The sequence below is a fragment of the Mycobacterium sp. D16Q13 genome, from assembly GCF_002013375.1.
Lineage (GTDB): Bacteria > Actinomycetota > Actinomycetes > Mycobacteriales > Mycobacteriaceae > Mycobacterium.
This window is the reverse complement of record NZ_MAEW01000020.1, coordinates 107,198-129,244: the sequence shown is the minus strand read 5'-3', so window position 1 is coordinate 129,244 and position 22,047 is coordinate 107,198. Positions and strand designations below refer to the sequence as shown.

Sequence of the window (22,047 nt, the reverse complement as noted above, 5' to 3'; positions counted from 1 at the left end):
GAACGCGACGACCGCGATCACGATCAGCGCCACCAAGGGCATCCACAACGTGCCGAGGATTCGCCCAGCGCGGCCACTCGACCGTTTGCGACTGCTCGTCTTCGAGGCGGTGTGTCGGGAGCGGAACGCACCACGACCATCGAATCCCCTCATCACATGCTCCTTGTGCCGGCCACAGGTCCATTGTTACTACGGGTAACATAGCCCTTGTTACCAGAAGTAACAAGTGGAGTTAGGCTGTTGAGCCATGGAGACCAGCTCGACGCGTCAACCGTGGGTGCTGCGTCACAGTCACCTGCTCGACGCCGCCGAGCAGTTGTTCTTTGAGCGTGGCTTCGCCGCGGTGTCGTTGGGCGATATCGCCCAGGCCGCGGGGGTCACGAAGCCCATTGCCTATCGCCACTTCACCACCAAAGATGGGGCGTATCTGGCTTGTGCCCGCCGGGCTCAAGCCGACTTCATAGAGGCCCTTATCTCGCGGGTGGACTCCACACTGGAGGTGCGAGAGCAATTCGCCACCGCCGCCGGCCTGTTCTTTGAACTCGTCCAGACCCGCCCCGAACGGTGGGAGCTCATTGACGGCAGCGCCGCAGTGCTGCCCACCGAGTCACGTGAAGAACTCGCCGACTTGCGGCTGGGCATCATCCAGACGACCTACCGGCTGATCATCAAGGATCGGCCTGGCATACCTGAGCTGTTCGCCGAAGGTCTCGCTCACGCCATGTCCGGGGCAGCCGAGCGCCTCGGCCACTGGTGGCAATCCCGCCCCGACTTAGACCGCCAACACATGATCGACATCTACGTCGAGATCTTCTACTCCGCGGTGGCGTCCTACATCGGACCCCACGACGAGTGACCGCATCCGATCCCGCGGACGGCCGCTATTAGCGCACGGCTTTGATCGGAAGCACCGCTAGCCCACCCAGGACCGACAGCATCATCGAAGCGAGATACAGGACGCTGAAATCTCCTTGGTCATGGTGCAACCCGAATAGCGCTGTTGCCAACATGGGGACGAGCAGCTGCGGCAGCAGGTACGCCATGGCCACCACGCCCAGGTCTTTCCCCGACGACTCCGTCTCGGGGAGCACCTCCGTCATCAGCGCCAAGTCCACCGCGGCGTAGGCGCCCTGCCCGGCTCCGATTACCGCCGCGCCGAGTAGGAGGGCATGAAAGTCTTTGAACAGCAACAGGATCACCAAGCCAACCGCGGTGATCAGGCATGAGGTCCAGACAATGCCCTTGCGCCGTCCGGTGCGATCCGACCACCATGCGGACACCGCCGCGGTAAGCATGTTGGTGACCAGGAAGGCGCCAATGATGATCCCGTACTTGGCGGCCGCCTCATGCTCGGACAACCCCAGGGTGCCTGCCACGATGTACAGCATGTAGACAGTGACCAACAGCACCGACATCGTGACGAAGAGCCGGCAGATCCACGCCCACGCGAAATCCTGGTGCTTCCTTGGATTTATCCAATAGCTGGCCAGGATCGCTTGCCAGCTGCGGGGAAGCCGCTGGGTGCGGACGATATCGCGCAGAACAAACGCCGCGGCGGCATTGAACAGCAGCGCCAGCACCGCCGGGAGACCGAACCACCATCGGGGGTCGTTGGGCAGGACGTTGATGAACACACTGCCGACCACGGGCGCCAGGCTGGTCGAGATGCCAAACACCGCCGCGACACGTGCGCGGATAGCGACCGATATCTGATCTGCCAATAGTGCGTTGAACACCACAAGCGTTGCCGCGAAACCCATCTGGGTGATGCACCAACCAGCGACGACTCCCCCGACCGTCGGCGCCGTGGCCAATGTCGTCAGACCCACCGCCCCGATAAGGGTGCCTCCCACAAGAAACGGCCTGCGGATACCGAATCGCGAGGTCGACGTGTCGCTGAGATGGCCCAGCGGCGGTGTCACCACGATGATCGCGATTCCGCCGAGAGCCATCGTCAGCGACAGCGCCTGCGTCTTGTGTTCTGGGTCAAGCTCGGCGAGACGCAAGGGGATGCTCACCGCCCCGGCAGCAAGCAGCGCGACCGCGGAGGCGAAGTAGGCGAGCAGAAAGACCGGCAGGAAGGCGCGCGGCTGCACCACCCGGACATCCGTCTCGAGGCGTGTAGCAGGCGTTTCCGTAGACATACGGTCCTCTCGATGTTCTTCGAACAACCACTGTAGGTGGTCACGCGGCAGGGCCGCTGGGGACGAGATCGCACGCCCTTACAGGGCGAAGCCCGCGTATATCACTCGCTTCACCAACAGCAGTTAAGGACAATGAGCTCGTGTACGTACCGAAGAACTTCGCGATGCGGGATGACGAGGCAGCTGCGGCACTCTCCGAAGTCGGCCTGGCACACCTCGTCACGCATGACGCCGACGGATACCTGGTGACTCCGGTTCCTCTGCTCTATCGGGCCGCGACCAACACCCTGGTGGGGCATGTATCTCGGGCCAACCCGCACTGGCAACGGAGCGGGCCGACCGTCGCGATCGTTCCCGGGCCACAGGCATACATCTCCCCGAGTTTCTATGCCACCAAAGGCGAGACCGGCAAGGTGGTGCCCACCTGGAACTACGAAGTCATCACCGTGCACGGCACCCTCACCGCTCATGACGATGCCGACTGGGTACGCACGCTCGTCGCCGAACTCACGGACCGGCATGAACAGAACAGGGAGTCACCGTGGGGAATCGATGATGCGCCAGAGCCATTCACCACCGCACAGATACGCGCGATCGTCGGGATCGAACTGAGCATCGATCGTGTCGAAGGCAAGACAAAGATGTCGCAGAACCAGCCCGAACGCAATCGCACCGGTGTCATCGATGGACTGCGTCAGTCCCCCGACCCGGCAGACCAGCGCGTCGCCGATTACGTGGAGACCCGGAGCTCCGGAGACTAGCCCTCGGTGGTCTCCTTGATGCGTTGCAACGAGCGGTGCAGTCCCTCCAGCGCAAGGACGTCGCGCGACCTGCCCACAAGACCCGACCAGCGCAACACTCGGTGAAGAAATCCACGTACAGCCCGTCGACTCGTGACTTCCTCATAGACATCCCCAACCGCCCACCTTCCCTGGGAGCTGGTCAGCTGATGCATCCATTCTCTCGGCCGACAGCTCTGAACGCCCCCTTGAAAGCTCCTGGTCCTGCTATTCCACTACCGTCGATCTGGTGACGGTATCGGGATCGTGCGTCGCCCGGGCCTTCGCCGCCATCGCAGTCCTGTTTGCCCTGGCGGGGGTGCCCTCGTGCGGGAACTCGGCGCATCAGATCCCTGCGCCGAGCGTCGTTCCTCAAGGCCCTTTCGCCCCCGTCACCCGCCTCGTAAACGACGCGGTTGCGGCACCCCGGCTGCCCGGTGCGGTGGTGGAGATCGGACACGCCGGCACGGTTGCCTTCCGGCAGGCTTTCGGGTGGCGCAAGCTCCCCGACGAACCCGGCCTGGATGGGTCGCCCGCGCCCGCCGAGCCGATGACCGAAGACACGATGTTCGACCTGGCATCGTTGACCAAACCTCTCGGGACGAGCGTGGCCCTTCTCCAGCTGTACGAAAAGAGCCTGGTAGCAATCGACGAACCCGTGCAGACATACCTGCCGGGCTTCAACCCCGCCCACGATCCACGCCGCGCCCAGGTGACGCTTCGCATGCTGCTCACGCACACCTCGGGTATCGGAGGCGACTTGAGCCATCAGGGCCCCTGGGGCCTGATGGAGGCCGACAAGGCAGACGGCATCCATCGCGCACTCACCGCCCCGTTGGCGTTCGATCCCGGCACGACGTTCCACTATTCCGATATCAACTTCATCATCCTCGGCACACTGATCGAAAAGATCACCAGCGAGCCATTGGATGTTTATGTGCAGGACAACGTCTTTGCGCCATTGGGCATGGCCGACACACGGTACCTGCCCGCAGCCAAGGCGTGCGGGCAGCACCAAATCATCGGTACGGCAATTGCTTTCGATAAGACCGCGCATACTGGCGCCCCGTGCCTGCCGGGCACCTGGAGCACCGATCTGTTGACACGCATCGCGCCGACAGCGCACGACGAAGACTCCCCGGGCCTCAACCCCCATTACGACCATCTGATTCGCGGCACCGTGCATGACCCAACCGCGCGCCGGATGGGCGGTGTGGCCGGCAGCGCCGGCGTGTTCTCGACCGCCGATGACGTCGGCCGGTACTCCCAGGCGCTTCTCGATCGGCTCGCCGGGCGGCCGAGCCCGTTCCCGCTGAAACAATCCACGCTGGAATTGATGACGAGTCCGCAGCAGCCCGGCCATACCGCCGCGCAACTCGAGGCCGCTAACAACGCCACCCGCCAGGCCATCGAAAAGGGCCCTAACCCAACAGATCCCCTGCTCGCGCCAAGCTACCCGGCCGTTGCGGGACAGAACCTGCGCGGCTTCAGCTGGGATATCGATACCGAATTATCCAAGCCGCGCGGAATGCTCTTTCCCATCGGCAGCTTCGGCCACTCCGGCTTCACCGGGGTATCGCTGTGGATAGACCCGGGCTCGGACACGTACGTAATCATTCTGGCGAACGTCATCCATCAGCGTGGCGGCCCGCCGGTCGTGCGGCTGAGCGGCGACATCGCCACCACAGCGGCGCAGGTTCTGCGTCTCTACAGCAACTAGTCGGGCCTGTATCCGAGAACGACTGCGCCCGTACCGATCACGAGATCGCACGCCTTGATGCAAGAACGTTATCGGAAGTACCGGCGAGGCTACATCTTTAACAACAGTCACATTGTTAACTTCCTGCGATGCAAGAGTCGTCGGGGACTGACAGCTTTCTACGCTCCTCACGTTCGGTGACCCGACGTGACGCGCTGCGCTACGCCACTGCGGTATCAGCACTCGCCGGGCTCGGTGCAGCATCAGCCGGTGCCGGTATACCGACGGCGTCGGCCGCTGCGCCCACATTGATCGACTTTGCCATGCGCCAGATTCCGGCAGAGCACATCAAGGCCGCCGGGCACTCGGGAGTGATCAACTACGTCTCGACGTCGCGTCCCGGCTCCTCGATGGGCGCCAAGCCGATCACCCGGCCCTATGCTCAGTCGCTCACCGCGGCCGGGCTGGTGATCGTCAGCAATTTCCAATACGGAAAGCCCGGGGGGACAGCTCCGTCGGACTTCACCCGTGGATTCGCCGGCGGCGTCGAGGACGCGCGCACCGCCTGGCAGCTGCATACCGCGGCCGGCGGCGGCCAGAGCGCACCCGTCTTCTTCTCCGTCGACGACGACATCAACCGCGACACCTGGAATGACGTTGCACTGCCGTGGTTTCGGGGCATCAACTCGGTGCTTGGAGTGCAGCGCACCGGTATCTACGGGGGTGTCAATCCGTGCCAGTGGGCCGCTGCCGACGGTGTGATCGGCAATTCGCGCTCACCCGGCCACGTCTGGGCCTGGCAGACCCGGTCGTGGTCGCGCGGCCAGGTCTTCCCCGGCGCGGTTCTCTACCAACGCATTGTGAGCACCGCGTCCAATCCGGGCCCGGTGGTCGGCGGGCTCGAGGTCGATGTCAGCGATGCCCTGGCCCAGGACGTCGGCCAGTGGAACTTCCATCAGTGAGAGACATGCGGAGCTCGGCGTAGGCGTCGACAAGTACATCGAGCGTAAACCGCCGGTTGAGCCCGCTCGGGTTCGGCAACACCCACGTCGTCACCTCCGCGAAGCGAAACGGCTGTAGCCCGAAGGCGATGTGTGGGGCTTCTAGCATGGAGACCACCGCACGCTTTCCGAGGAAAGCCAGTGCTCGAGGTTCCAAGCACCGCATCTTCTCCTCAAAATCTGGCCGGGCCGCACGGAATTCGCTCGCCGTGACGTCGTCGGCTCGGGGTGTTGCGCGGCTGACAGCAGCGGTGATGCCACACCCGTACGTCAGCAGCTGACGCTCGTCCTCCGGGCGCAGGCGAATGTCGGTGAAGCCGGCCCGGTAAAGCACTTCCCAGAAACGGTTGCTCCGGTTCGAGAAGTTGTGTCCGTCGGCCACGGCGGTGGAGGCCGGGTTGATCCCACAGAAGACTACGTCGAGCCCTGAGGCGAGAATGTCGGGAGAGTACTGGCCCACAAGATGTAGGTTCTCATGGCTCACCGGCCTGGCGGTACCGAACTATCTTGGGGGGCTGGAGGGTTCGGGCCTTGCCCAACGATGCGCTCCTGAAGCCGGTACAGGGTGTATTTGAAGCTACCGACAAAGTAGGCCCAGTCTGCCTGCTTGGGTCCGTGGTAATCGGTGGAGCCCTTGTTGCCTGCATCGTCGAGGTTACCCAGTGCGAGCTTGGCGATATTGACGTCGTGTGCTTGCGCACTACCGGCGTTGGCCTTAATGAGCACTGGTATCAGCCGGTTGAGTGCGACCAGGCTGGTGTCGGGGCTCACCGCGATGTCATTGAAGCCGCGCGCGATCGAGTTGAAGTCGGCGAGTGTGCTGCGGCCGTCGGTGCCCTGGATTGATGGGAGCTTGGCAAGTTGGTCGCTGATCTGCCCGCTCTTGTTGGCCAGGTCGCCGATCTGATTGGCATCGATCGCCTGCACGCCCAGGGCTGATGCCTCGAGTAGATCGTTGATTGTCTTCTCTCGTGACGAAATCGAGGCGGCCAGTTGGGACGTCTTATCCAACGAGTTTTGAATCTGTACCGAACGCTTATTGAGGGTGTCCAGCAGCTGATTCGATTGCCCCACAATGTCTCCCAGAGTTCGACCATTGTCTGCCGAAGCCTTGCCGAGCCCGTTGACCAGATGGGTCAAGTTACGCACCACACCACCGTTGACCAATACCGCTGCTGAACTGAGCACACCTTCCACGGAGGCAGCCGACGACGTGGTTTGTAGGTCGAGAACGTCGCCGTCCTTAAGGAGTTCCGCAGATGGCTGATTGGGCGGTTCGAGGGCTACGAACACGTCACCCAATGGGGTTGCACTGCGCAGCTGGGCGGTTGAGCCGATCGGCAGGCGTACACCCCTGAGTATCCGAAGCTTGACGACGGCCACATCGTCGATGGCCTCGATGGATTCGACCTCGCCGATATCTGCGCCCTTGAGGCGCACTTTTGCCAAATCTGGCAGATTCAGCGCATTGGCGAACTTTGCAGTCACCACATAAGCATCGGATCCGATGCCTGGCGCCGGTAGGTCAAGACTCTCCAGCGTCGGCGGATCGCATGCCGACAACGTCATTGCCAGTAAAGCTGCTGCGACGGCTTGAATGGCTGTGCGGACGCGAAGAGACGACCCCGCTGCCACTGGGCGGATAGGGACAACCGTACCAGAATTTATCTGGGAATGCGCGTCCCATGCCATCGCGCAACCGTATCAAGAGAAACTGCGTGAAACCGTCTCGCTATCGCCCGAAAGCCAGTGATCTCCACTATATGGCGGGTGCGTGCCCCAGACGGCCAGGGCGGGCCGCTGCTGCCGCGGCCGGACTTACTGTCGCCTCGGGTGGCGGAATTGACTCAACGCGTGCAACGAACGAGGCGTGGCCCGGGAGATCGCTGATGAGCGGTGGCACCGTGACGTACGGGCCATCTAGAACGGTCGAGAGTTTGCTATCGAGGAGCACTCCCCCGGCTCTGTAGTGCACCAAAGACGCTCTTCGTCGTGCTGGCCGCCCGATTTAGGACACCCAGCCCCCGCAATGCTAATTATTTATGGATCAATTTTGCCGTGCTTCAGAGAAGGCGGCACGGCCGGTTGGTCATGACGCCTTCGGCAAGCATCCGGGACTTGGTGGTGCGGGTGATGCCCTCGATTCTCAGTGGCCGTAAGGACGGGCTGACGCGGACGGACGCATCGTTTTGCACGGCCACGTCGGCGACCCCGAGTAGGTGACAGCAGCCTGACGCTGCCTATCCCAGCAACAGACGAAACGGGCGAATCTCGACGCCAACGCGCAGGCGATGAAGTGCACGCCGTCACCTGGTCCGGAACCCATACGATCCGGCATTCCAACATGACAGCACTACTGTGCTCGATGGAAGTCAAATCGTCAGCCGTGCAACGGATTAAAGCGTTAGTGCAGTCCGTCGGTCGGTGACCGCTCTGTGGCGCAGGCGATACAGACCCGCGTCGGGCGCCGCCTATTGATCGCGGCTTGGCTAGTCGTTTCCGGTTAGCTTGTCCTTGACGGCCTCAACACCCTCTTTGACCTTATCGGCAGCCTCAGCGATCTTCTGCTTAGCAGAGGCGATCCCCTGCTCGGCTTGTCCTTCAGCTTTCAGATCGTCGTCGTTGGTGACGGACCCGGCGGCTTCCTTAGCGCGGCCCTTAAGATCATCGAACTTGTTCTGGGCGTCATCAGTAATTCCCATGTTTCCCAACCTTTCTCACGATGTCGTGCAGCGAGACAAGCGTCTCGCTTTTGGAATGGCCAACTCCGTTGTTGTCAGCGGCACGGGTCGTCTGCGGCGTTTCGAGGGCTACCGACGACCCGTGCCCGTGCTGACGTTTCTACTGGTTGCTCAGTTTGTCAGTGAGACTTTCGCATCGGCATCGCCGGCTTTGAAAGTGATCGTTCCGTGCTCGAAGGTGGACTTGAACGAGCCGTCGGTCTCGGTCACCTCATCGGCCGTGGGATAGCCGAGTTTGCCTTGTGAGGCTTGGTTGTCATTCCAGGTGTCTCGGATCTTGCCCCACACGAAATAGACCGGCTCGCCATTGCGGTAGATCAGCACGCCGCCGTCAAACTGCTGATAGACGCCGCTCCGATCCAGGGTCTCCTTCTGATTGTCGTACGGTGCGCCCAGGTCCTTCTTCTGAACATCATTCAGGGTGTTCCACTTGGCGAGGATCGGTCCCTCCACGGTGTAAGGCGTGCCGTTTTTACCCGGAATCTGTGTGGTGCTGGGCTTTTCGGAGGGCGAAGCGGTGATGGAAGAAATCGCCGACGAAGCGGCTGAGCTAGCAGAACTGAGCGAAGGCGCGTCACCAGTCTTGTGTGAGCAGCCCACCGCAACTGAGGCAATGACGCCTACTGCGGCGGGCAACGCGGTGACATGCAGATTCTTGATGCGCATCTACTTCTCTCCCTTGGTGTGTGATCGATCTTCCGCGAAAAACGCGTACTGCACTCATGCCGATCTTGCGCCGGCAAGAGACATCTATGAACGAACCTCGGATGTCCGACGATGCTAGCAATTGTTTACAGAATAAACTAGGGTTGCGGCTATGACGGATAAGACTTCAATCCGCCACCGGATGTTGGGACGAGCGCTGGTGGTCTGCGGGGTCGTGACTTTGTTCGGCGGCACCATCACCACCAATCACGGCAGCCACGATGGCGTCGTTTCCACGGTGATGGCCCTCCCCGGCAATTCCGAGGTGGCCGATCCTGACAGCGATTCTTCCGGGGGTTCGGACGTGACCGGTCCCATCGGAAACTCTGACCGTTCCGACGTGACGGGCCCAATCGGTGGTTCACCCAGCGGTCCCGTCAACAATTCCGCCAACTCGAACGTCCCCCCCATCGGTGGTCCCGGCGGCGGTTCCGCAGGCGGTTCCTCCAACGGTCCCGCTGGCGTGAATGGGGCCGCGGGTGGGGTCCCCAGCGGCCCCGCCGACATGAACGGCACCGTCGGCGGCGGTCCCGGCACCCAGTGATTTCAGCGACCACAACCAGCATTGCCAGCTAATCTCGCGACGCAACATCGCAACAACGAAGACTCGGCGGACACACGTTAGATGCTGGATGGTGCGCTCGAGCTGGTGGGCATCTGGGCCCGTGAAGACGCGAGCTGGCGGCGGCGCTGCGTACCGGGCGCGCCGAACGAAAACTATCGCGCTGCTTCATGACGGCCAGCGTCGGTGCTGACCCATGTAATAGCCACCAACCCCGGGCGCTTCAAGTTGATAACGATATGAAACCTCAGTGGTTGCAATGCGATACGTGAGCCCTGAGTACTTGCTGGGCGCCACTATGTTCACTGGGTGCACCGTCGAACGGCCCTGAAGATTCCGCTGGTGCTGGCAGCAGCGACTCTCCCCCAGATACTGGCTCCTCTTTCGGTGATCCCGCGGGCGACGGCCGCGCCAGGCCAATGGCCGGTTGAACGCGCCAACGCGTGGTACCAGGCGCAGGGTTGGCTGGTCGGCACCAACTTCATCACCTCGAACGCGATCAACCAACTCGAGATGTTCGCGCCGGACACCTATGACGCGCGGCGCATCGACAGCGAGTTGGGGGCGTGCCGGCTACTGGGGTTCAACACCGTACGGGTGTTCTTGCACGATCTGCTGTGGGCCCAGGACCGCGCCGGATTCCAGAACCGGCTGTCGCAATTCGTCGGGATCGCCGCGCGCCAGAGCATCAAGCCACTGTTCGTCTTCTTCGACTCGTGCTGGGATCCAAATCCTCAGCTAGGAGCCCAGCGGGCGCCGACTCCGGGGGTGCACAACTCGGGCTGGGTACAGAGCCCGGGGGCGCACCGCATCGACGACCCGCGCTACCGCGGGGTGCTGAAAGATTACGTAGTAGGCGTCATGAGCCAGTTCCGCAATGACAACCGGATCCTGGGCTGGGACCTGTGGAATGAGCCGGACAACCCAGCCAAGCAGTACCGCAAGGTAGAACGCAAAGACAAGATCGACGCCGTCAGTGGGCTGCTTCCGCAGGTATTCAGCTGGGCACGTTCGGTCAACCCCGTGCAACCGTTGACCAGTGGGGTGTGGCAGGGCAGCTGGGATCGCGGAAGCCGTAGTGAGATGGCCGGTTTCCAACTCGACAACTCCGACGTCATCTCGTTCCACTCGTATGCGGGCCCCACCGAGTTCGAGGCCCGCATCAACGAGCTCGCCCCGCTGGGCCGACCGATCCTGTGCACTGAGTACCTGGCCCGCGACCAGGGCAGCACAGTCGAGGGCGTGCTCCCCGTTGCGAAGCGGCACAACGTCGGTGCGTACAGCTGGGGGCTGGTCGCAGGCAAGACCCAGACCTACTTCCCGTGGGACTCCTGGGACAAGCCCTACACCAAGGTTCCGGACGTGTGGTTCAGCGATCTGCTACAGCCAGACGGGCGGCCGTATCGCGACGCCGAGTATCAGACGCTGCGAAAGCTGACTACGCGCGTGTAAAGCACGTCGACCAGCCTTGTTCATGAAGCGCCTGGGATATTTGGCGTCTAGCGAGGCGGGCCGCGCGGTCGCGGTGCCGGGCGGCGATTTGGATCCCAAACTCAATGCCGTTCAACAACATCGGGTGGTGCGACAACCGATGTAGGTTCTCAAACTCCGTGTCATATCCCACCGCACTGAGCTGCAATTTTCCAGTGTCGTCTCGCGTAGTGTCATCTAAGTTTGTCTCAACTTCGCGTCATTTCTTCAACGGCACCCCAATCTCGAACCAGGAAGGCGCCGAAGGGATCATTCACGCCGATCAGGGCGGCGGCCACTGTTCTGTCACGTGACGGTGGTAGATCACCCAGCAGCACCGGGTGATTTGGTCCTATTCGGCTAAGTGTGCCTACCGGGACCAGAAGCCTCGGCCGCTCAAGAGACCCGTGCCCGCGAGATCGTCGCCTGAGACAGGCAAGCCAAAACCAGCGAGCTTCGCGCGCACCGACGCTGGCGTGTGACCTCACTGGAGGGTGCGCGTGATTCTGCGCGGGTCGGCTGCCCGGGTCCTACGGCCGCTAGCCGTCCGCTACTGCATTTCGGTACATACCGTGAACCGACGCACTGGATGCGCGAAACCTCCGCCGGTACCACACCCGTTCACCGATGTTGTGTCAGTGAGCAGTGCTACAGGTTTCTGCCTGCCTTGTGCATCGGAATCGGCGCACGACACTTTTTGTACGGATATGTTCTGTATGATCAGGCATTCGTTCTGGGCCCAGGCAAGGTCCATACATGCGGTCCAGCCTGTTCCGGAGCTATCGAGATTGTAATAGCGTCGATCGGCGTCTCCGACACATTCGCTAGGGGTCGATACTCGCTGTATAACACGATAATTCGTATCAGGCGCCCCACAATCTGTAACTCGAAAAACTGCTTTTGATGTTGTGCCTGAGAGGTTGACACAAGCACCGATCGGAGCTTGATCCTGTCCCGCTACAACTGGGGGTGGAGCTGATGGATACTGGCCCGGAATAGCGTCGAAATGCTGATTCGATGATGCGTCGGGAATGAGCTTTGAGGCCGTTGCATTTGGCCTGCTAGCGACTTGCCCACTACAGCCAACGAGCGTTGCAAGTGTTAGAATTCCTACGCCAGACTTTGTCAAAATTGAAGTATTCATCTGCGAATATCCTAGTGTCCCGGCAAAGGAAAATTGCCGATATCGATACTGGTCTTGATTCTGTCGCAGTTAGAAGCGTTCGCCGTTTGATTTTGTGCACGCACCTGCGCTTCAATTTCAGGAGTAATATCGGCGGCCGGCCGAAGCGTTAGAATGATAGTCCTACGCAAACCGTCAGGCGAACAGACATCAACGACCTTACCGCCATCCCATTCAGAACCCTCAAGATTAAAATTGTTCTCTGACCGTAGCCGATTTTCGTTCACTATCACCCGATACTGAATATCCGGCCACCATCTCCCGGATTTCAAGATTTTTAAGGCCTCGCTTCTGGGTTGCAATAGCAGGTCACTGAATTTAACTACTTGCGGGGGATACGGGGGCGTAGGACCACTTTGCGGTGGCTCTTCTTGAAGATTTATAGAGCTGCGGGACATGTCGCATCCGAGGTCGCCTACAGCACTCTCATTTTCGTATTTTCCTGCCGCTATTTCCTGACTATTTGGCGATGGCGCACCACGAAAGTTGCCACCGTCCGGCAAGTAAGCGATCCTATCTCGCGGCAGAAGGTCGATGGTGACTAGACGCGGCTTTGCAGTATAGAAGCAGACAGCCTGGACAATAAAGTCTGCGTATTTAGGCGAGGTACCCAATACGGCAGCATCTTTAGCTATAGGATCGTCCGGTTGCGCACCTTGATAATAGTATCTGATCTCGGGTTTCCAATGTCCAGAGTTCAGTAACGCAGACGCTTCGTCACGCGTTTTCAGCCGGAGCTGGCTTTTCTCTATGATCACCGACTGATCGGACAAGGTGGCGGAAGAATTGCCTGCTTGACTTCCAGAGCATGCCGTCATTGTGGCTACTGAAAGCGATAACGTCGCGAACGTAAGCAACTTAATCACTAGCATCTTCCTGGCTCCTCATATGTGGCCGAGCCGCCATCGGCTACCAATAGTATGCCATGTTCGACGAGCTTCATACCTTGGTAAACCGGCGACGTTGTAATTGTAGTGAATTGAACCAACGTGTAACTGGGGACCACAAATTGAGTGGTATATGCCGGGATCGTTCCACTCGACTCATGTGACGCGGAGACCAAAACCGACTCTGAGTCGATGCCCGTGACGGTACTCGACGTGTTTGTAGTAGTCGAGTGACTGCCGGCCACTTGTAAAGCGCCCTTGATGCTTCCAACAGCTGCGTCTATCCCAGCTTGCCCACTAATACTGTTGGTAGTGGATACTCCACTACTGTCTTCCCTTTGCATCGTGAGTGTGCGAGTAACTTGTCTAGACAACGTAAACTTTGCCTGGCGTTCATGTGGAAAGCAGTTCGAATCCGAATCAATCCGGGCATCATCCTTGTCATGATATGACCGTTGCACTTTATCTATGCGGGTGCATTGCATGAAAGAACCGCCGAACCCGGCGCCTCCCACGAAGCCATCTTGACATTGGTTTGAATTGTATTGCTGTCGAGCAACCTGCTCGTCACAAATCTGGCATTCCCCGACGCTGGGATCCGGCGGAACCCGCCCAATCATTCGCTGTCCACCGACAAGACTCCCCCGGCCACCGCCGGTGGCGACCCAGACAACTTCCTGCCCTAGCTGGCGTGCCATTTCTTCGCACCGCCGTTGATTCTGTCGAACATCGTTATCGTTCTGTTGTTCCTGTGTCTGTGTCGGCTCCTGAGTTGGCTGCTGGCTGGGCACCGAAGAAGGATCGCCAGTCTGTGGTGATTGCTGTTCAGGTGGCGCGGTATTCGGTACCGACTGCGACCCTGTGTATTGCGCTGCGGTGCTGTACTGAATAGGTTGCTGTTCGCCGTTGGCGGCGGTCTGCCATGTCCCGTCGGGGTTCTGGCCACGCTGGGCCTGGTTGGGGTATGAGTTGCCCTGACTCGGAGCACTCTGGACTCCGCTGTTGTAGATGGATACTCCGTTGTTCTGATCTAGCGGCGGCTGGTTTCCTCCGGTGTAGTCGGGCATTGATGGCATTGAGGGCGGGACGAATTCAGACCCGCCACCGGGAGGGCCGGTCATTCCTGCGCCTCCGGGTCCCGTCGGCCCGGTAGGGTCTGCTGCTGCTGTCTGAACAGTTGAAAATCCGCTGCCCGGGGCTGAGTAGATGCTGGCGACCTTTGCTCCACCTATAAGCAGTGCGATGATCGCGACGCTGGCCGCAGCCCGTCGTAGAACTGTCGGTGTCCGGCATTGGCCGTTCATCACGATCGGAGGGGTTTTACCCCCCTCCCTATGGGCGCTGCCATGGACTGGGCTAACCGGTCGGGAACGCACCAGATCATAAGATTCGTTAGGTTCCATAGCTTTCCGTTCTGATCGCGTTGTCATCGGCAGTATCTGTTTCCATTTGAGGGCAACAGACGTGTATTCGACTGTGGCGTAATGGGTTGGCACAGCGGCCCGGTGAGCATGTTGGCTTTTACCCAGGCGACTTCGTCGCTGGCGATGTGCTGGCAGGTGTCGTATTCGTCGCCTTGTTGTCCGAAGGCCGAGGTGCAGTTGGTGGACATGTTGGCGAACAGGGTGTTGTTGCAGACATCAACCGAGGTGTCCCGCGGTGTTGCGTCCAGGCACATCTGCTGGCGTTGGCAGGACACGGTGAAGTCCGCAGTACGGCCATCCGGCGACCGGAACTCGTTGGGTCCGCCCTGGCACATCCCTGAATGCCGTTCGGCATACAGCACCGGATCAACCCCTGCGGGCCGGTACTTGCCGCCTGGATCGGTGACGTAATCAGCTGGGACGGTGATGATTTGGGGCGGGCTGACGCCGGCAGGCATGCCGTCCCAGTCGGCGGTCAGCGCGCCCGAGGTGGGGGTGTTGGAGGCCCGGTACGAGAGGGTGATCTCGATGGGGAAGGCGAAGATGTTGGCCTGGCCCAGGTTGATCAGGATGTTGGTCTGGTTCGGGAAACCGGGCCCAATACCCGGGGATACCGACACCGGAGCACCCTTTGCGTCGCGGGCCACCGGAATCGAGAATGTGCCGATGACTGTTGCGGGGCGACCTGGGTGCGGGTCGGATTCGACCACGACGACGTTGGCGCCCTGACGCAGATGGGTGCCCTCAGGAATCCTGACACCGACCGCCATGTCCGATGGAGAGAAGATGGTTTTGCGGCGGATGATGATGTCGCCGCCTCCGCCGGAGAACGGGATCACCTGGTAGTCAACATCATTGGATGTGTAGGTGGCGCCGCCGTCACCGGACCAGGCCGCGGCCTGCAAGGTCATCTCACCCGGTAGGTGGATGGCGATGTTCTTGCCCGCCCACGTGGTGGGGAAGAAGATGCCGTCTTTGGCGAACATCGGCACGGTGAAATTCGACAGCTCGCGTGCGGCCGCCAGAGGCTGTCCCATCCCGTTGCCCTCACCCTGGGGCGCGCTCGACGAGACTTTCGCACCACCAATATTGTTGATACGCGGTGCATCCTGAGGCATCTCCCGCGACGCCGGTAGCGGCGGCGGAGTCGGAACGATCGGGTCGGCCGCCGCCACACCGGCGATCATCTTCGACCCCGCGGTGGGCAGCACCATGAATGTCGCAGCCAGGAGCGCCAGGCCCAACACAATCAGGCAGCCTCGCACAGTCGTTAACGAAGTCTTGGTCATCAGAGGTCTTTCGGTTCGCCGTAGACGGTTTGGGTGTCGTTGCCGTTTTCGGTGCGGATCCGGAATGTCGCGAAGGACTGGATCTTGACCTGGCCACCGCAGCCATCGGCCTCGACATTCTGGTTACGCACCTGCGAAACCGCATGCATATTCCGGAAGTTGATCCGGTCCATCGGCAACTGTGCCAAGCCACCGGGCTTGAGCAGCACACGCATATAGCCGCCGATGTGCTCCTGCGCACCGAGCGATCCGCCAGCCGACGCGCCACCGAAACCACCGCCCTGGCCACCGCCACCACCCGAGCCGCCCTGGCCACCGCCATACGCCCCGCCGTAGCCCTGGCCGAACACCGACTGGTTCAACGTCAAACCGAGGTCGCCGCCAAGCTCCACACCCGAGGAGGAATCGGTGCGGCAGCCCACGAAATACCCGGTCTCCAACTGCGCATCCTGAATGACCGCTGAACCCGCCCCCGAGATCGTCGCCTCGGCCCGATACGACACCCGGGCTTGCCACGAGTTGCTTGCCCCGGCGATGTTGTCGATGTGATCAATCACCTCATTGGTCAACGTCAACCCCACCGTCCACCCGTCATCAGTCACGAACTGCTGATACTGATCCGGCATCACCTGCGGGTCAGCGAAGGCATACGGGGCGCCGGCCAGGAGCGTGGCCGCAACTGTGACTGATGTTGCGACCCTGGCGCCACGGCTTGGACGCCTTCGCGTTAATGCAGTAGTCAACGGTGTATCTCTCCGTCGGAGCACGAACCTGTGCACGGGTGCCGTCCCCTTGGCTGGCACACGCAGATTTATAACAGTCAATGCTCCCTATAGCAACACTTACCGGCAAAACTATGCTTGTAGTGCGCTTACTGGTAAAGAATTGCGATAGACTGGCCGGCGGCCGGGAAAGCCGAAGAACGGATGGGGACAATGCCAAACAAGGGCCACGACCGACAGGTTGCTGAGGACATGCGCGCAGAGAGTCTGGCCGCTAAGCTCACCAAGTTGTACGAGGTGATGAGTCCTGCAGGCGAAGCTGTCTCCGATGCGACGGTCGCTGATGGAATCTTCGAGAAGACGGGGGTTCAGATGAGTGGGCCGTACCTGTGTCTGTTACGCACGGGCAAGCGCACCAACCCGACCGTGCAGAACGTGCAGGCCATCGCCGAATACTTCGGGGTACCCGCGTCCTACCTCATTGACGCCGGCGCCGACGCCGCGATCGAATCCGAGCTGCGCCTCGTCAAGGCCATGCGCGACAACGGCATCCGTGACATCGCCACCAGACTCTCCGGGCTCACACCCGAGTCGATCGGGAATCTGGCCGGCATCGTCGATCGCCTGCGCGAACTAGAGAACCTGCCGCCGATCGGACCGTCTGATGAGCCTTCGACGTAAACGCCCACAACACAAGGGCTTACCCGAAACTGATATGCGTCAGCTCATCGGACAACTTCCCGTACCCAGCCCCTTCGATCGGCTGGCGTTCGTGCGCACGGTCGAACAGTTGCGCGGGCGTCGTATCACCCTGCTGCCCGTCGACGCCGCGCTCTTGGCGGGAAGTGCATGTGGCCTGTGGCTGGTCCGCGAACACGACGATATCGTCCTGTATCAAGACGGAACCTCCCAGCTACACGCCGATCAGATCATCTTGCACGAGCTCGGGCACATGCTGCTCGGCCACGATAAGAACGCAAAAACCGATACCGCACAGATGGTCTCAGCGCTCACACCGAACCTGAACCCCGGCGCCGTCAAAGCCGCCCTAGGTCGCAGCGCCTACGACACCACCGCCGAACACGACGCAGAAATGTTCGCCAGCCTCATCCTGGCCCACACACCCAAAGATCGAACCCTCACGGACATTCTCCTGGGCCACGAGTGACCAGCGCGGTACCCGGCTTGATCTCGTGGCCCGTCTTCGCCTGTTTCGTGTTGGTGCTCGCATTTCGACGGCGTTGGCTCAACACCGGGCTCGCCGCCCGCCACCGCAATCGCGCACTGACGTACCTTGCCGCAACCCACCTGGCCAGCGAACCGCAGATACAGCACCTGCTCGCCGCCACTATCCCCAGCACGACCGGCACCACCTCCCAAATCCCCCTCGCACTGCTACTGCTGACATGCCCCGAGGTCATCGGCATCATCGCGATGACCGACGGCATCGATCCCGCCGCCTTGGTCCGCGGTTACCGCCACTACCGGATCGCAACCGTCGTCACCCTGATCGTGCTCTACTTCGTCGCCATCAGTCCCCGCAGGCAGGATCAACCCATCGCCCTGGCCGGTGACAACTCTGAAGTACTGGCCGCCGCCATCTGGTCGGTCCTGTCGGTCACCGCAACCGCCGTGATCCTGTGGCAGCTCGCCAAGAACCTACGCCAGACACGCACAACCACCGCCCAACGCCTCATCGCCGTCGAGCTGGGCGCAATCGCCGCTTTGATCTGCTTACCCGGCTTGAGCATCTTCACCCTGGCCCTGCTGGAGCGCCTGGACCTGGCCCATACCCTGCCTGTGCGCCAAGCCATCTACTCCTACGCCAGCTTCGGAGCCCTCCTGGCCGCCCTGCCCCTAGCGCTGGGACCCTGCTTCGTCGCCGCCCAATCCCTTCTGCACCGCGACGCCAACGGCCGCACCTGGAAGAAACTCCAGCCCCTATGGACCGACCTCACCACCGCCTACCCCGACACCGTCCTCAACGCGTCCCCGCAACGATTTCAACCGGTCACCGACTTCCAGTTGCACCGCGTCATCATCGAAATCCGCGACGCCCTGCTCCAACTGGCGCCCCACATCACCGAACTCGCCGACACCGACCGACAACGACTCGCTCAAGCCTGCGGACAATCAACCGTCGACCAGGGCGCACTACAGGCGTTACAGATCGCCAACGCCATCGCACACCCAACCAGCACAGACCCCTCGCCCACCAGCAGCGCACCCCTCGCGACCACCGCGACCCGCGACGACGAACTCACCCAGCTCATCGACATCGCCGCCTGGTGGCCGACAGTCACGCACATCGCGCAAGAACAGAGTCGGGTTCGGTCGTATTCGTAAATTGGCAGGCAGATCAGTTTGCCAGTAAGTTCATAACGCCTAAATATTGACTGATACAGCTATCCGGGCTTACGGTCGCATCCAGGGCCCGGTTCAAGGTCCGCCAACCGGCCTATCTGGTGGCCGCGAAAGGATGGTGCGTAATGGTCAATGTGTCTGATCAGCCGGTGCGGAGCCTGGATCCGTACGTCCTGTATGTACACGACCTGGTCGGATTCGGGGTTATGTATCAACACACCACAACCACCATCACGGTCCGCAAATCCAGTGTCGAAATGCGCGTCGCAGACAATCGCTGGCCGGCGGAGTCGGTCATCACGCGCCCCGTGAGTGCGGAGGTTTGGGATCGATTCGTTGATGCCGTGATCACGATCGTGCAGACGGCGCCCTCGCCGCCCGCACAGGCTAAGCAGGGGTATCCGATCGACGTCAACTACTCGCTTAGCTACCTCGGTACACCTACGGTCTATCCGACCGTGCATGTGCATGTGGTCAACAACGCCGCCGATGCGACCGCCGAGGCCATCACCGCGGCGTTCGCGCCCATCCGGCAATTGTTCGATGCCACCGAACCCAACCCGCTTGCCACGGCTGTCGATTCGTAACCGCCCGATTCAGCCGCAGCAGGCCCGTCCGCACGTGTAAATCTGCACAGAACAACTCGGGAACAGTGCGGCAGCAAGCACATTCCGACGTGGGCCCGCCCGCGCTCGGATGGCCAATCTACGTATGCCGCAGCAAGATGTGAGTGCAGCTCTATTTGCTAGCGTTATCGCAGGTGCGTGCCCATTGGCGCTAAGCCAACTAATTAGGGGTGGCGGTGAAGGTTGTCCGGATTGCCGCCATGCTGGCGGCCGCATCACTTACAGCACAGGCTTGTTCAGATACCTCGGCGCGCACACCGGCGGCTGTGCTGGGCAAGGCTGGGTCCGATGTCGTCGGGCGGCGAATTGAGGCACAACGGATGTCGAGCGCGGTGATCGGCCCCTGGGAGGTGGATCCCGATCTAAATCGCAAGGACATGCCGTACGCGGTAATGAAGTCCGAAGCACTACGTGATGTCTTCAGTCAAGAGGCGGTGCGCATCGCCATCGACCACGGCTACGTCACGGGATTCGCAAATGCCCGGTCCACCAACGACTCTGAGCTACCGCATGACCGGCGGCTGAAGAATTTCGTCATGAGATTTCCCGACGCCGATGCTGCGGCGGCTGCTGCTCCGTTACTGGCGGCCGCGGATCGATTTGGGCCAGGGCCGGTCTCGCCGATTTCCATACCGGACCATCCGGATACGCACGCAGCTGCGGGAGTCAACGACAAGGGCAAGCACGTGGTGGCGGCTTTCACCCCGCGGAGTCGATTTGTGTTGCACGAGTGGGAGGGAAGCGTCACAGCTAGTAGGCGCAACGCTAGACGAGCGGCTTCCCGCAATCGACCAGTTCACACCCACCGATGTCGCGGAGTTGATGAACCTGCCGCGCGATCCATCGGGATTGGTAGCGCGCACCATCCAGCAGAAAGCAACCCATTGCTTCTGCTCCATCCAGGGTTGTGGTTCGTTATCGCTTGGGCTAGCCGAGCGGCGAGGACTTACCGCTGGTGGGCCGGCTTGCCCCAGGTTCAAATAAGAATGCCCCGACTTCAATGAGAACGGACAACAGACGACCCCACAGAGGCGAGTCCTGTTCGACGAATCCGGCGATGACATAGTCAGTCCTGCATCGCGATCGCAGTCAAGCACCGCGGCCTACCCTCTGAACTTGGCCATGATCAGTGCGAACCACGTCTCTGGATACAGCGCACGGTCGATACCGTCAATGATGTGAGCCAGTCTTTCCTGCCGTAGCAAGGCTTCCCCCGTCAGTTCGTGCACCTTCCGTGCATAGCCATCCCTATCGTCCTTTCCTCGCAGCGATTCCAGTTTGTTGATGCTCTGTTGACCGAAGGCGTCGATGTGAAAGCTCCGCTTGTTATCAGTCAATGTAGAGAGCAAGCGGCGCGAGCTTCGGGGAGCACAGCGAGGCAGCACCCCTCTGGTGTCAGATGCGGTGGCCTCGACGCGGATAGCTGTCAGCTTCTCGTCGATCTGTTCACCTATCGAGACCAATCGGGACAGCTCCTCGGCGATCATCGCAGGGTCGGTCATGCGGTCGCCCGCGGTGATCGCGCCCGCGCGCAGACCGTACGGGTCCGGCGACTCGGCCTCATCTGTCGCACCCGCGCACACAGAATGCGGCCCTGCGGGTGCGGCCCGTGAAGCAATGTCAGCCCAGGACTGGATCGCCGAAATCTCCAGCCCCAGAATCTCGTAGGCCAGCGCGCGGACCCGGGCCAAGGTGTCGTAGGCATCACTGACATGTTGGGTGCGCCAGCTCGCCAGCCCTCGGCGCTTCCAGCCGACCACGTCCTTAATGGCGAACGTGACCATCGTAAAGAGCAAGGTCCAGAACGCAATTGGTGCCGTAGAAGCGTTGAAATCGTACAGGGCCCAATGCGCGACACTACGCAGAGTGTCAGGATGTACCGTCCACAGCGCTGCGATCAGTCCCAGCCCCCCGCCTGTGGTGAACAGGACCGCCGGAGCGAACACGCGGAACTCACGGAACACGTCAAGGACCCGGATAACCCTCCGGGCCCACAGGTTTGAATGTGCAGACTCCAACAGCACGGTGAAGTCGCCCTCCCCCATGAGCCCCTCGGTCTCCACCGGCCCGCGTGCCCTGATCGCCGCCGTTCGCGACATGACGCGAGTGAGCCAGCCTGCGTTGCGGCGACGCTGCTCAAGGTCTGCCCCACGGTCGGCGATCATCCAAAGTCGTTCGGCCACCGCATCAAAGCCCCTGGTGGCCCAATCCACTGCCACCCCCATCACGACGAACACCATCGTGTACAAGATGCTGCCCAATACCCACACAGCGAGCGTATTCAGCAACCACAAATCAGCGCCGCGGCCAACAAGCTCTGCAGCGACCGTGTAGGGCAACAAGACAATGTCGACCGCCAGGTCCATGCAGTCTCCCTCCGAGAACTGCTCACTCACACCCTTCGGCGACGCGCCGCCGCCGGTGAGCTCACGCCACCATTGTGACGTAGCT

Annotated in this window: 21 protein-coding genes and 1 pseudogene; 12 read left to right on the top strand and 10 right to left on the bottom strand. The window is 61.1% G+C overall.

Features of this window, described 5'->3' with window-relative positions; genetic code table 11:
- Positions 1–295: 295 nt before the first annotated feature.
- The gene (locus B4400_RS20825) at positions 296–856 is read left to right on the top strand and encodes a TetR/AcrR family transcriptional regulator (RefSeq protein ID WP_502688422.1); all 561 of its coding nucleotides are present in this window, start codon (positions 296–298) and stop codon (positions 854–856) included.
- A gap of 28 nt (positions 857–884) precedes the next feature.
- On the opposite strand, the gene B4400_RS20820 is transcribed toward B4400_RS20825, so the two are convergent.
- Positions 885–2,144, bottom strand: coding sequence for an MFS transporter (locus B4400_RS20820; RefSeq protein WP_078312364.1), 1,260 nt, complete (start codon positions 2,142–2,144; stop codon positions 885–887).
- A 140-nt stretch (positions 2,145–2,284) separates the two neighbouring features.
- On the opposite strand from B4400_RS20820, the gene B4400_RS20815 reads away from it, so the two are divergent.
- The 3 genes from B4400_RS20815 (at position 2,285) to B4400_RS20805 (ending at position 5,584) form a co-directional block, all read left to right on the top strand.
- On the top strand, positions 2,285–2,905 hold the full coding sequence (locus tag B4400_RS20815) for an FMN-binding negative transcriptional regulator (protein WP_078312365.1): 621 nt from the start codon (positions 2,285–2,287) through the stop codon (positions 2,903–2,905).
- 265 nt (positions 2,906–3,170) lie between these two features.
- The gene (locus tag B4400_RS20810) at positions 3,171–4,643 is read left to right on the top strand and encodes a serine hydrolase domain-containing protein (RefSeq protein WP_078312366.1); all 1,473 of its coding nucleotides are present in this window, start codon (positions 3,171–3,173) and stop codon (positions 4,641–4,643) included.
- 128 nt (positions 4,644–4,771) lie between these two features.
- On the top strand, positions 4,772–5,584 hold the full coding sequence (locus B4400_RS20805) for a DUF1906 domain-containing protein (protein ID WP_078312367.1): 813 nt from the start codon (positions 4,772–4,774) through the stop codon (positions 5,582–5,584).
- Here the strand turns inward: B4400_RS20805 and mug are convergent.
- Both mug and B4400_RS20795 read right to left on the bottom strand, forming a co-directional pair.
- Complete coding sequence (gene mug / locus B4400_RS20800; RefSeq protein WP_078312458.1) at positions 5,535–6,083, bottom strand: G/U mismatch-specific DNA glycosylase; 549 nt, start codon at positions 6,081–6,083, stop codon at positions 5,535–5,537. The genes B4400_RS20805 and mug overlap by 50 nt on opposite strands.
- A 20-nt stretch (positions 6,084–6,103) precedes the next feature.
- Positions 6,104–7,192, bottom strand: a complete 1,089-nt coding sequence (locus tag B4400_RS20795; protein WP_139361513.1) for an MlaD family protein — start codon at positions 7,190–7,192, stop codon at positions 6,104–6,106.
- 528 nt (positions 7,193–7,720) lie between these two features.
- Between B4400_RS20795 and B4400_RS25170 the strand changes: the two are divergent.
- Positions 7,721–7,804: pseudogene (locus tag B4400_RS25170) on the top strand (carbonic anhydrase); the annotation flags it as partial.
- A gap of 308 nt (positions 7,805–8,112) precedes the next feature.
- Here the strand turns inward: B4400_RS25170 and B4400_RS20790 are convergent.
- On the bottom strand, positions 8,113–8,325 hold the full coding sequence (locus tag B4400_RS20790) for a CsbD family protein (RefSeq protein ID WP_078312369.1): 213 nt from the start codon (positions 8,323–8,325) through the stop codon (positions 8,113–8,115).
- A gap of 150 nt (positions 8,326–8,475) precedes the next feature.
- The gene (locus B4400_RS20785; protein WP_078312370.1) at positions 8,476–9,030 is read right to left on the bottom strand and encodes an LGFP repeat-containing protein; all 555 of its coding nucleotides are present in this window, start codon (positions 9,028–9,030) and stop codon (positions 8,476–8,478) included.
- Positions 9,031–9,181: 151 nt separating this feature from the next.
- Here B4400_RS20785 and B4400_RS20780 point away from each other — a divergent pair, with 151 nt between their 5' ends.
- Together B4400_RS20780 and B4400_RS20775 are read left to right on the top strand one after the other, a co-directional pair.
- Positions 9,182–9,613, top strand: a complete 432-nt coding sequence (locus tag B4400_RS20780; protein ID WP_139361512.1) for a hypothetical protein — start codon at positions 9,182–9,184, stop codon at positions 9,611–9,613.
- A 327-nt stretch (positions 9,614–9,940) separates the two neighbouring features.
- Positions 9,941–11,083 carry a glycoside hydrolase 5 family protein gene (locus B4400_RS20775; protein ID WP_078312372.1) on the top strand — a complete coding sequence of 381 codons (1,143 nt, stop codon included), beginning with the start codon at positions 9,941–9,943 and terminating at the stop codon, positions 11,081–11,083.
- A gap of 568 nt (positions 11,084–11,651) precedes the next feature.
- On the opposite strand, the gene B4400_RS25165 is transcribed toward B4400_RS20775, so the two are convergent.
- From B4400_RS25165 to B4400_RS20760, 4 genes are all read right to left on the bottom strand, one after another.
- The gene (locus tag B4400_RS25165; protein WP_502688419.1) at positions 11,652–12,245 is read right to left on the bottom strand and encodes an LppU/SCO3897 family protein; all 594 of its coding nucleotides are present in this window, start codon (positions 12,243–12,245) and stop codon (positions 11,652–11,654) included.
- A gap of 11 nt (positions 12,246–12,256) precedes the next feature.
- A complete protein-coding gene (locus tag B4400_RS24485; RefSeq protein ID WP_139361511.1) occupies positions 12,257–13,150 on the bottom strand; it encodes a hypothetical protein in 894 nt (297 codons plus the stop codon).
- A gap of 1,447 nt (positions 13,151–14,597) precedes the next feature.
- Complete coding sequence (locus B4400_RS20765) at positions 14,598–15,884, bottom strand: hypothetical protein (RefSeq protein WP_078312373.1); 1,287 nt, start codon at positions 15,882–15,884, stop codon at positions 14,598–14,600.
- Complete coding sequence (locus B4400_RS20760; protein ID WP_286151402.1) at positions 15,884–16,510, bottom strand: MspA family porin; 627 nt, start codon at positions 16,508–16,510, stop codon at positions 15,884–15,886. Before B4400_RS20760 ends, B4400_RS20765 begins: the two co-directional genes overlap by 1 nt.
- 309 nt (positions 16,511–16,819) lie before the next feature.
- Between B4400_RS20760 and B4400_RS20755 the strand changes: the two genes are divergently transcribed.
- From B4400_RS20755 to B4400_RS25160, 5 genes are all read left to right on the top strand, one after another.
- On the top strand, positions 16,820–17,287 hold the full coding sequence (locus tag B4400_RS20755; protein ID WP_078312375.1) for an XRE family transcriptional regulator: 468 nt from the start codon (positions 16,820–16,822) through the stop codon (positions 17,285–17,287).
- A 34-nt stretch (positions 17,288–17,321) separates the two neighbouring features.
- Positions 17,322–17,774, top strand: coding sequence for a regulator (locus tag B4400_RS20750; protein ID WP_078312376.1), 453 nt, complete (start codon positions 17,322–17,324; stop codon positions 17,772–17,774).
- Positions 17,771–18,952, top strand: a complete 1,182-nt coding sequence (locus tag B4400_RS20745; protein ID WP_078312377.1) for an MAB_1171c family putative transporter — start codon at positions 17,771–17,773, stop codon at positions 18,950–18,952. Before B4400_RS20750 ends, B4400_RS20745 begins: the two co-directional genes overlap by 4 nt.
- 143 nt (positions 18,953–19,095) lie before the next feature.
- Complete coding sequence (locus tag B4400_RS20740; RefSeq protein ID WP_078312378.1) at positions 19,096–19,557, top strand: hypothetical protein; 462 nt, start codon at positions 19,096–19,098, stop codon at positions 19,555–19,557.
- 239 nt (positions 19,558–19,796) lie between these two features.
- The gene (locus B4400_RS25160; RefSeq protein WP_502688421.1) at positions 19,797–20,600 is read left to right on the top strand and encodes a DUF7373 family lipoprotein; all 804 of its coding nucleotides are present in this window, start codon (positions 19,797–19,799) and stop codon (positions 20,598–20,600) included.
- 99 nt (positions 20,601–20,699) lie between these two features.
- Here the strand turns inward: B4400_RS25160 and B4400_RS20730 are convergent, their stop codons facing one another.
- On the bottom strand, positions 20,700–21,962 hold the full coding sequence (locus tag B4400_RS20730) for a hypothetical protein (RefSeq protein ID WP_078312379.1): 1,263 nt from the start codon (positions 21,960–21,962) through the stop codon (positions 20,700–20,702).
- Positions 21,963–22,047 lie beyond the last annotated feature (85 nt).

Bases quoted from the DNA above. Each gene is read 5' to 3' on its own strand.
- B4400_RS20820 (WP_078312364.1), bottom strand. From the start codon at position 2,144: ATGTCTACGGAAACGCCTGCTACACGCCTCGAGACGGATGTCCGGGTG.
- B4400_RS20805 (WP_078312367.1), top strand. From the start codon at position 4,772: ATGCAAGAGTCGTCGGGGACTGACAGCTTTCTACGCTCCTCACGTTCG.
- B4400_RS20795 (WP_139361513.1), bottom strand. From the start codon at position 7,192: ATGACGTTGTCGGCATGCGATCCGCCGACGCTGGAGAGTCTTGACCTA.
- B4400_RS20790 (WP_078312369.1), bottom strand. From the start codon at position 8,325: ATGGGAATTACTGATGACGCCCAGAACAAGTTCGATGATCTTAAGGGC.
- B4400_RS20785 (WP_078312370.1), bottom strand. From the start codon at position 9,030: ATGCGCATCAAGAATCTGCATGTCACCGCGTTGCCCGCCGCAGTAGGC.
- B4400_RS20780 (WP_139361512.1), top strand. From the start codon at position 9,182: ATGACGGATAAGACTTCAATCCGCCACCGGATGTTGGGACGAGCGCTG.
- B4400_RS25165 (WP_502688419.1), bottom strand. From the start codon at position 12,245: ATGAATACTTCAATTTTGACAAAGTCTGGCGTAGGAATTCTAACACTT.
- B4400_RS20765 (WP_078312373.1), bottom strand. From the start codon at position 15,884: ATGACCAAGACTTCGTTAACGACTGTGCGAGGCTGCCTGATTGTGTTG.
- B4400_RS20760 (WP_286151402.1), bottom strand. From the start codon at position 16,510: ATGCCGGATCAGTATCAGCAGTTCGTGACTGATGACGGGTGGACGGTG.
- B4400_RS20755 (WP_078312375.1), top strand. From the start codon at position 16,820: ATGCCAAACAAGGGCCACGACCGACAGGTTGCTGAGGACATGCGCGCA.
- B4400_RS20750 (WP_078312376.1), top strand. From the start codon at position 17,322: ATGCGTCAGCTCATCGGACAACTTCCCGTACCCAGCCCCTTCGATCGG.
- B4400_RS20740 (WP_078312378.1), top strand. From the start codon at position 19,096: ATGGTCAATGTGTCTGATCAGCCGGTGCGGAGCCTGGATCCGTACGTC.
- B4400_RS25160 (WP_502688421.1), top strand. From the start codon at position 19,797: ATGCTGGCGGCCGCATCACTTACAGCACAGGCTTGTTCAGATACCTCG.
- B4400_RS20730 (WP_078312379.1), bottom strand. From the start codon at position 21,962: ATGGACCTGGCGGTCGACATTGTCTTGTTGCCCTACACGGTCGCTGCA.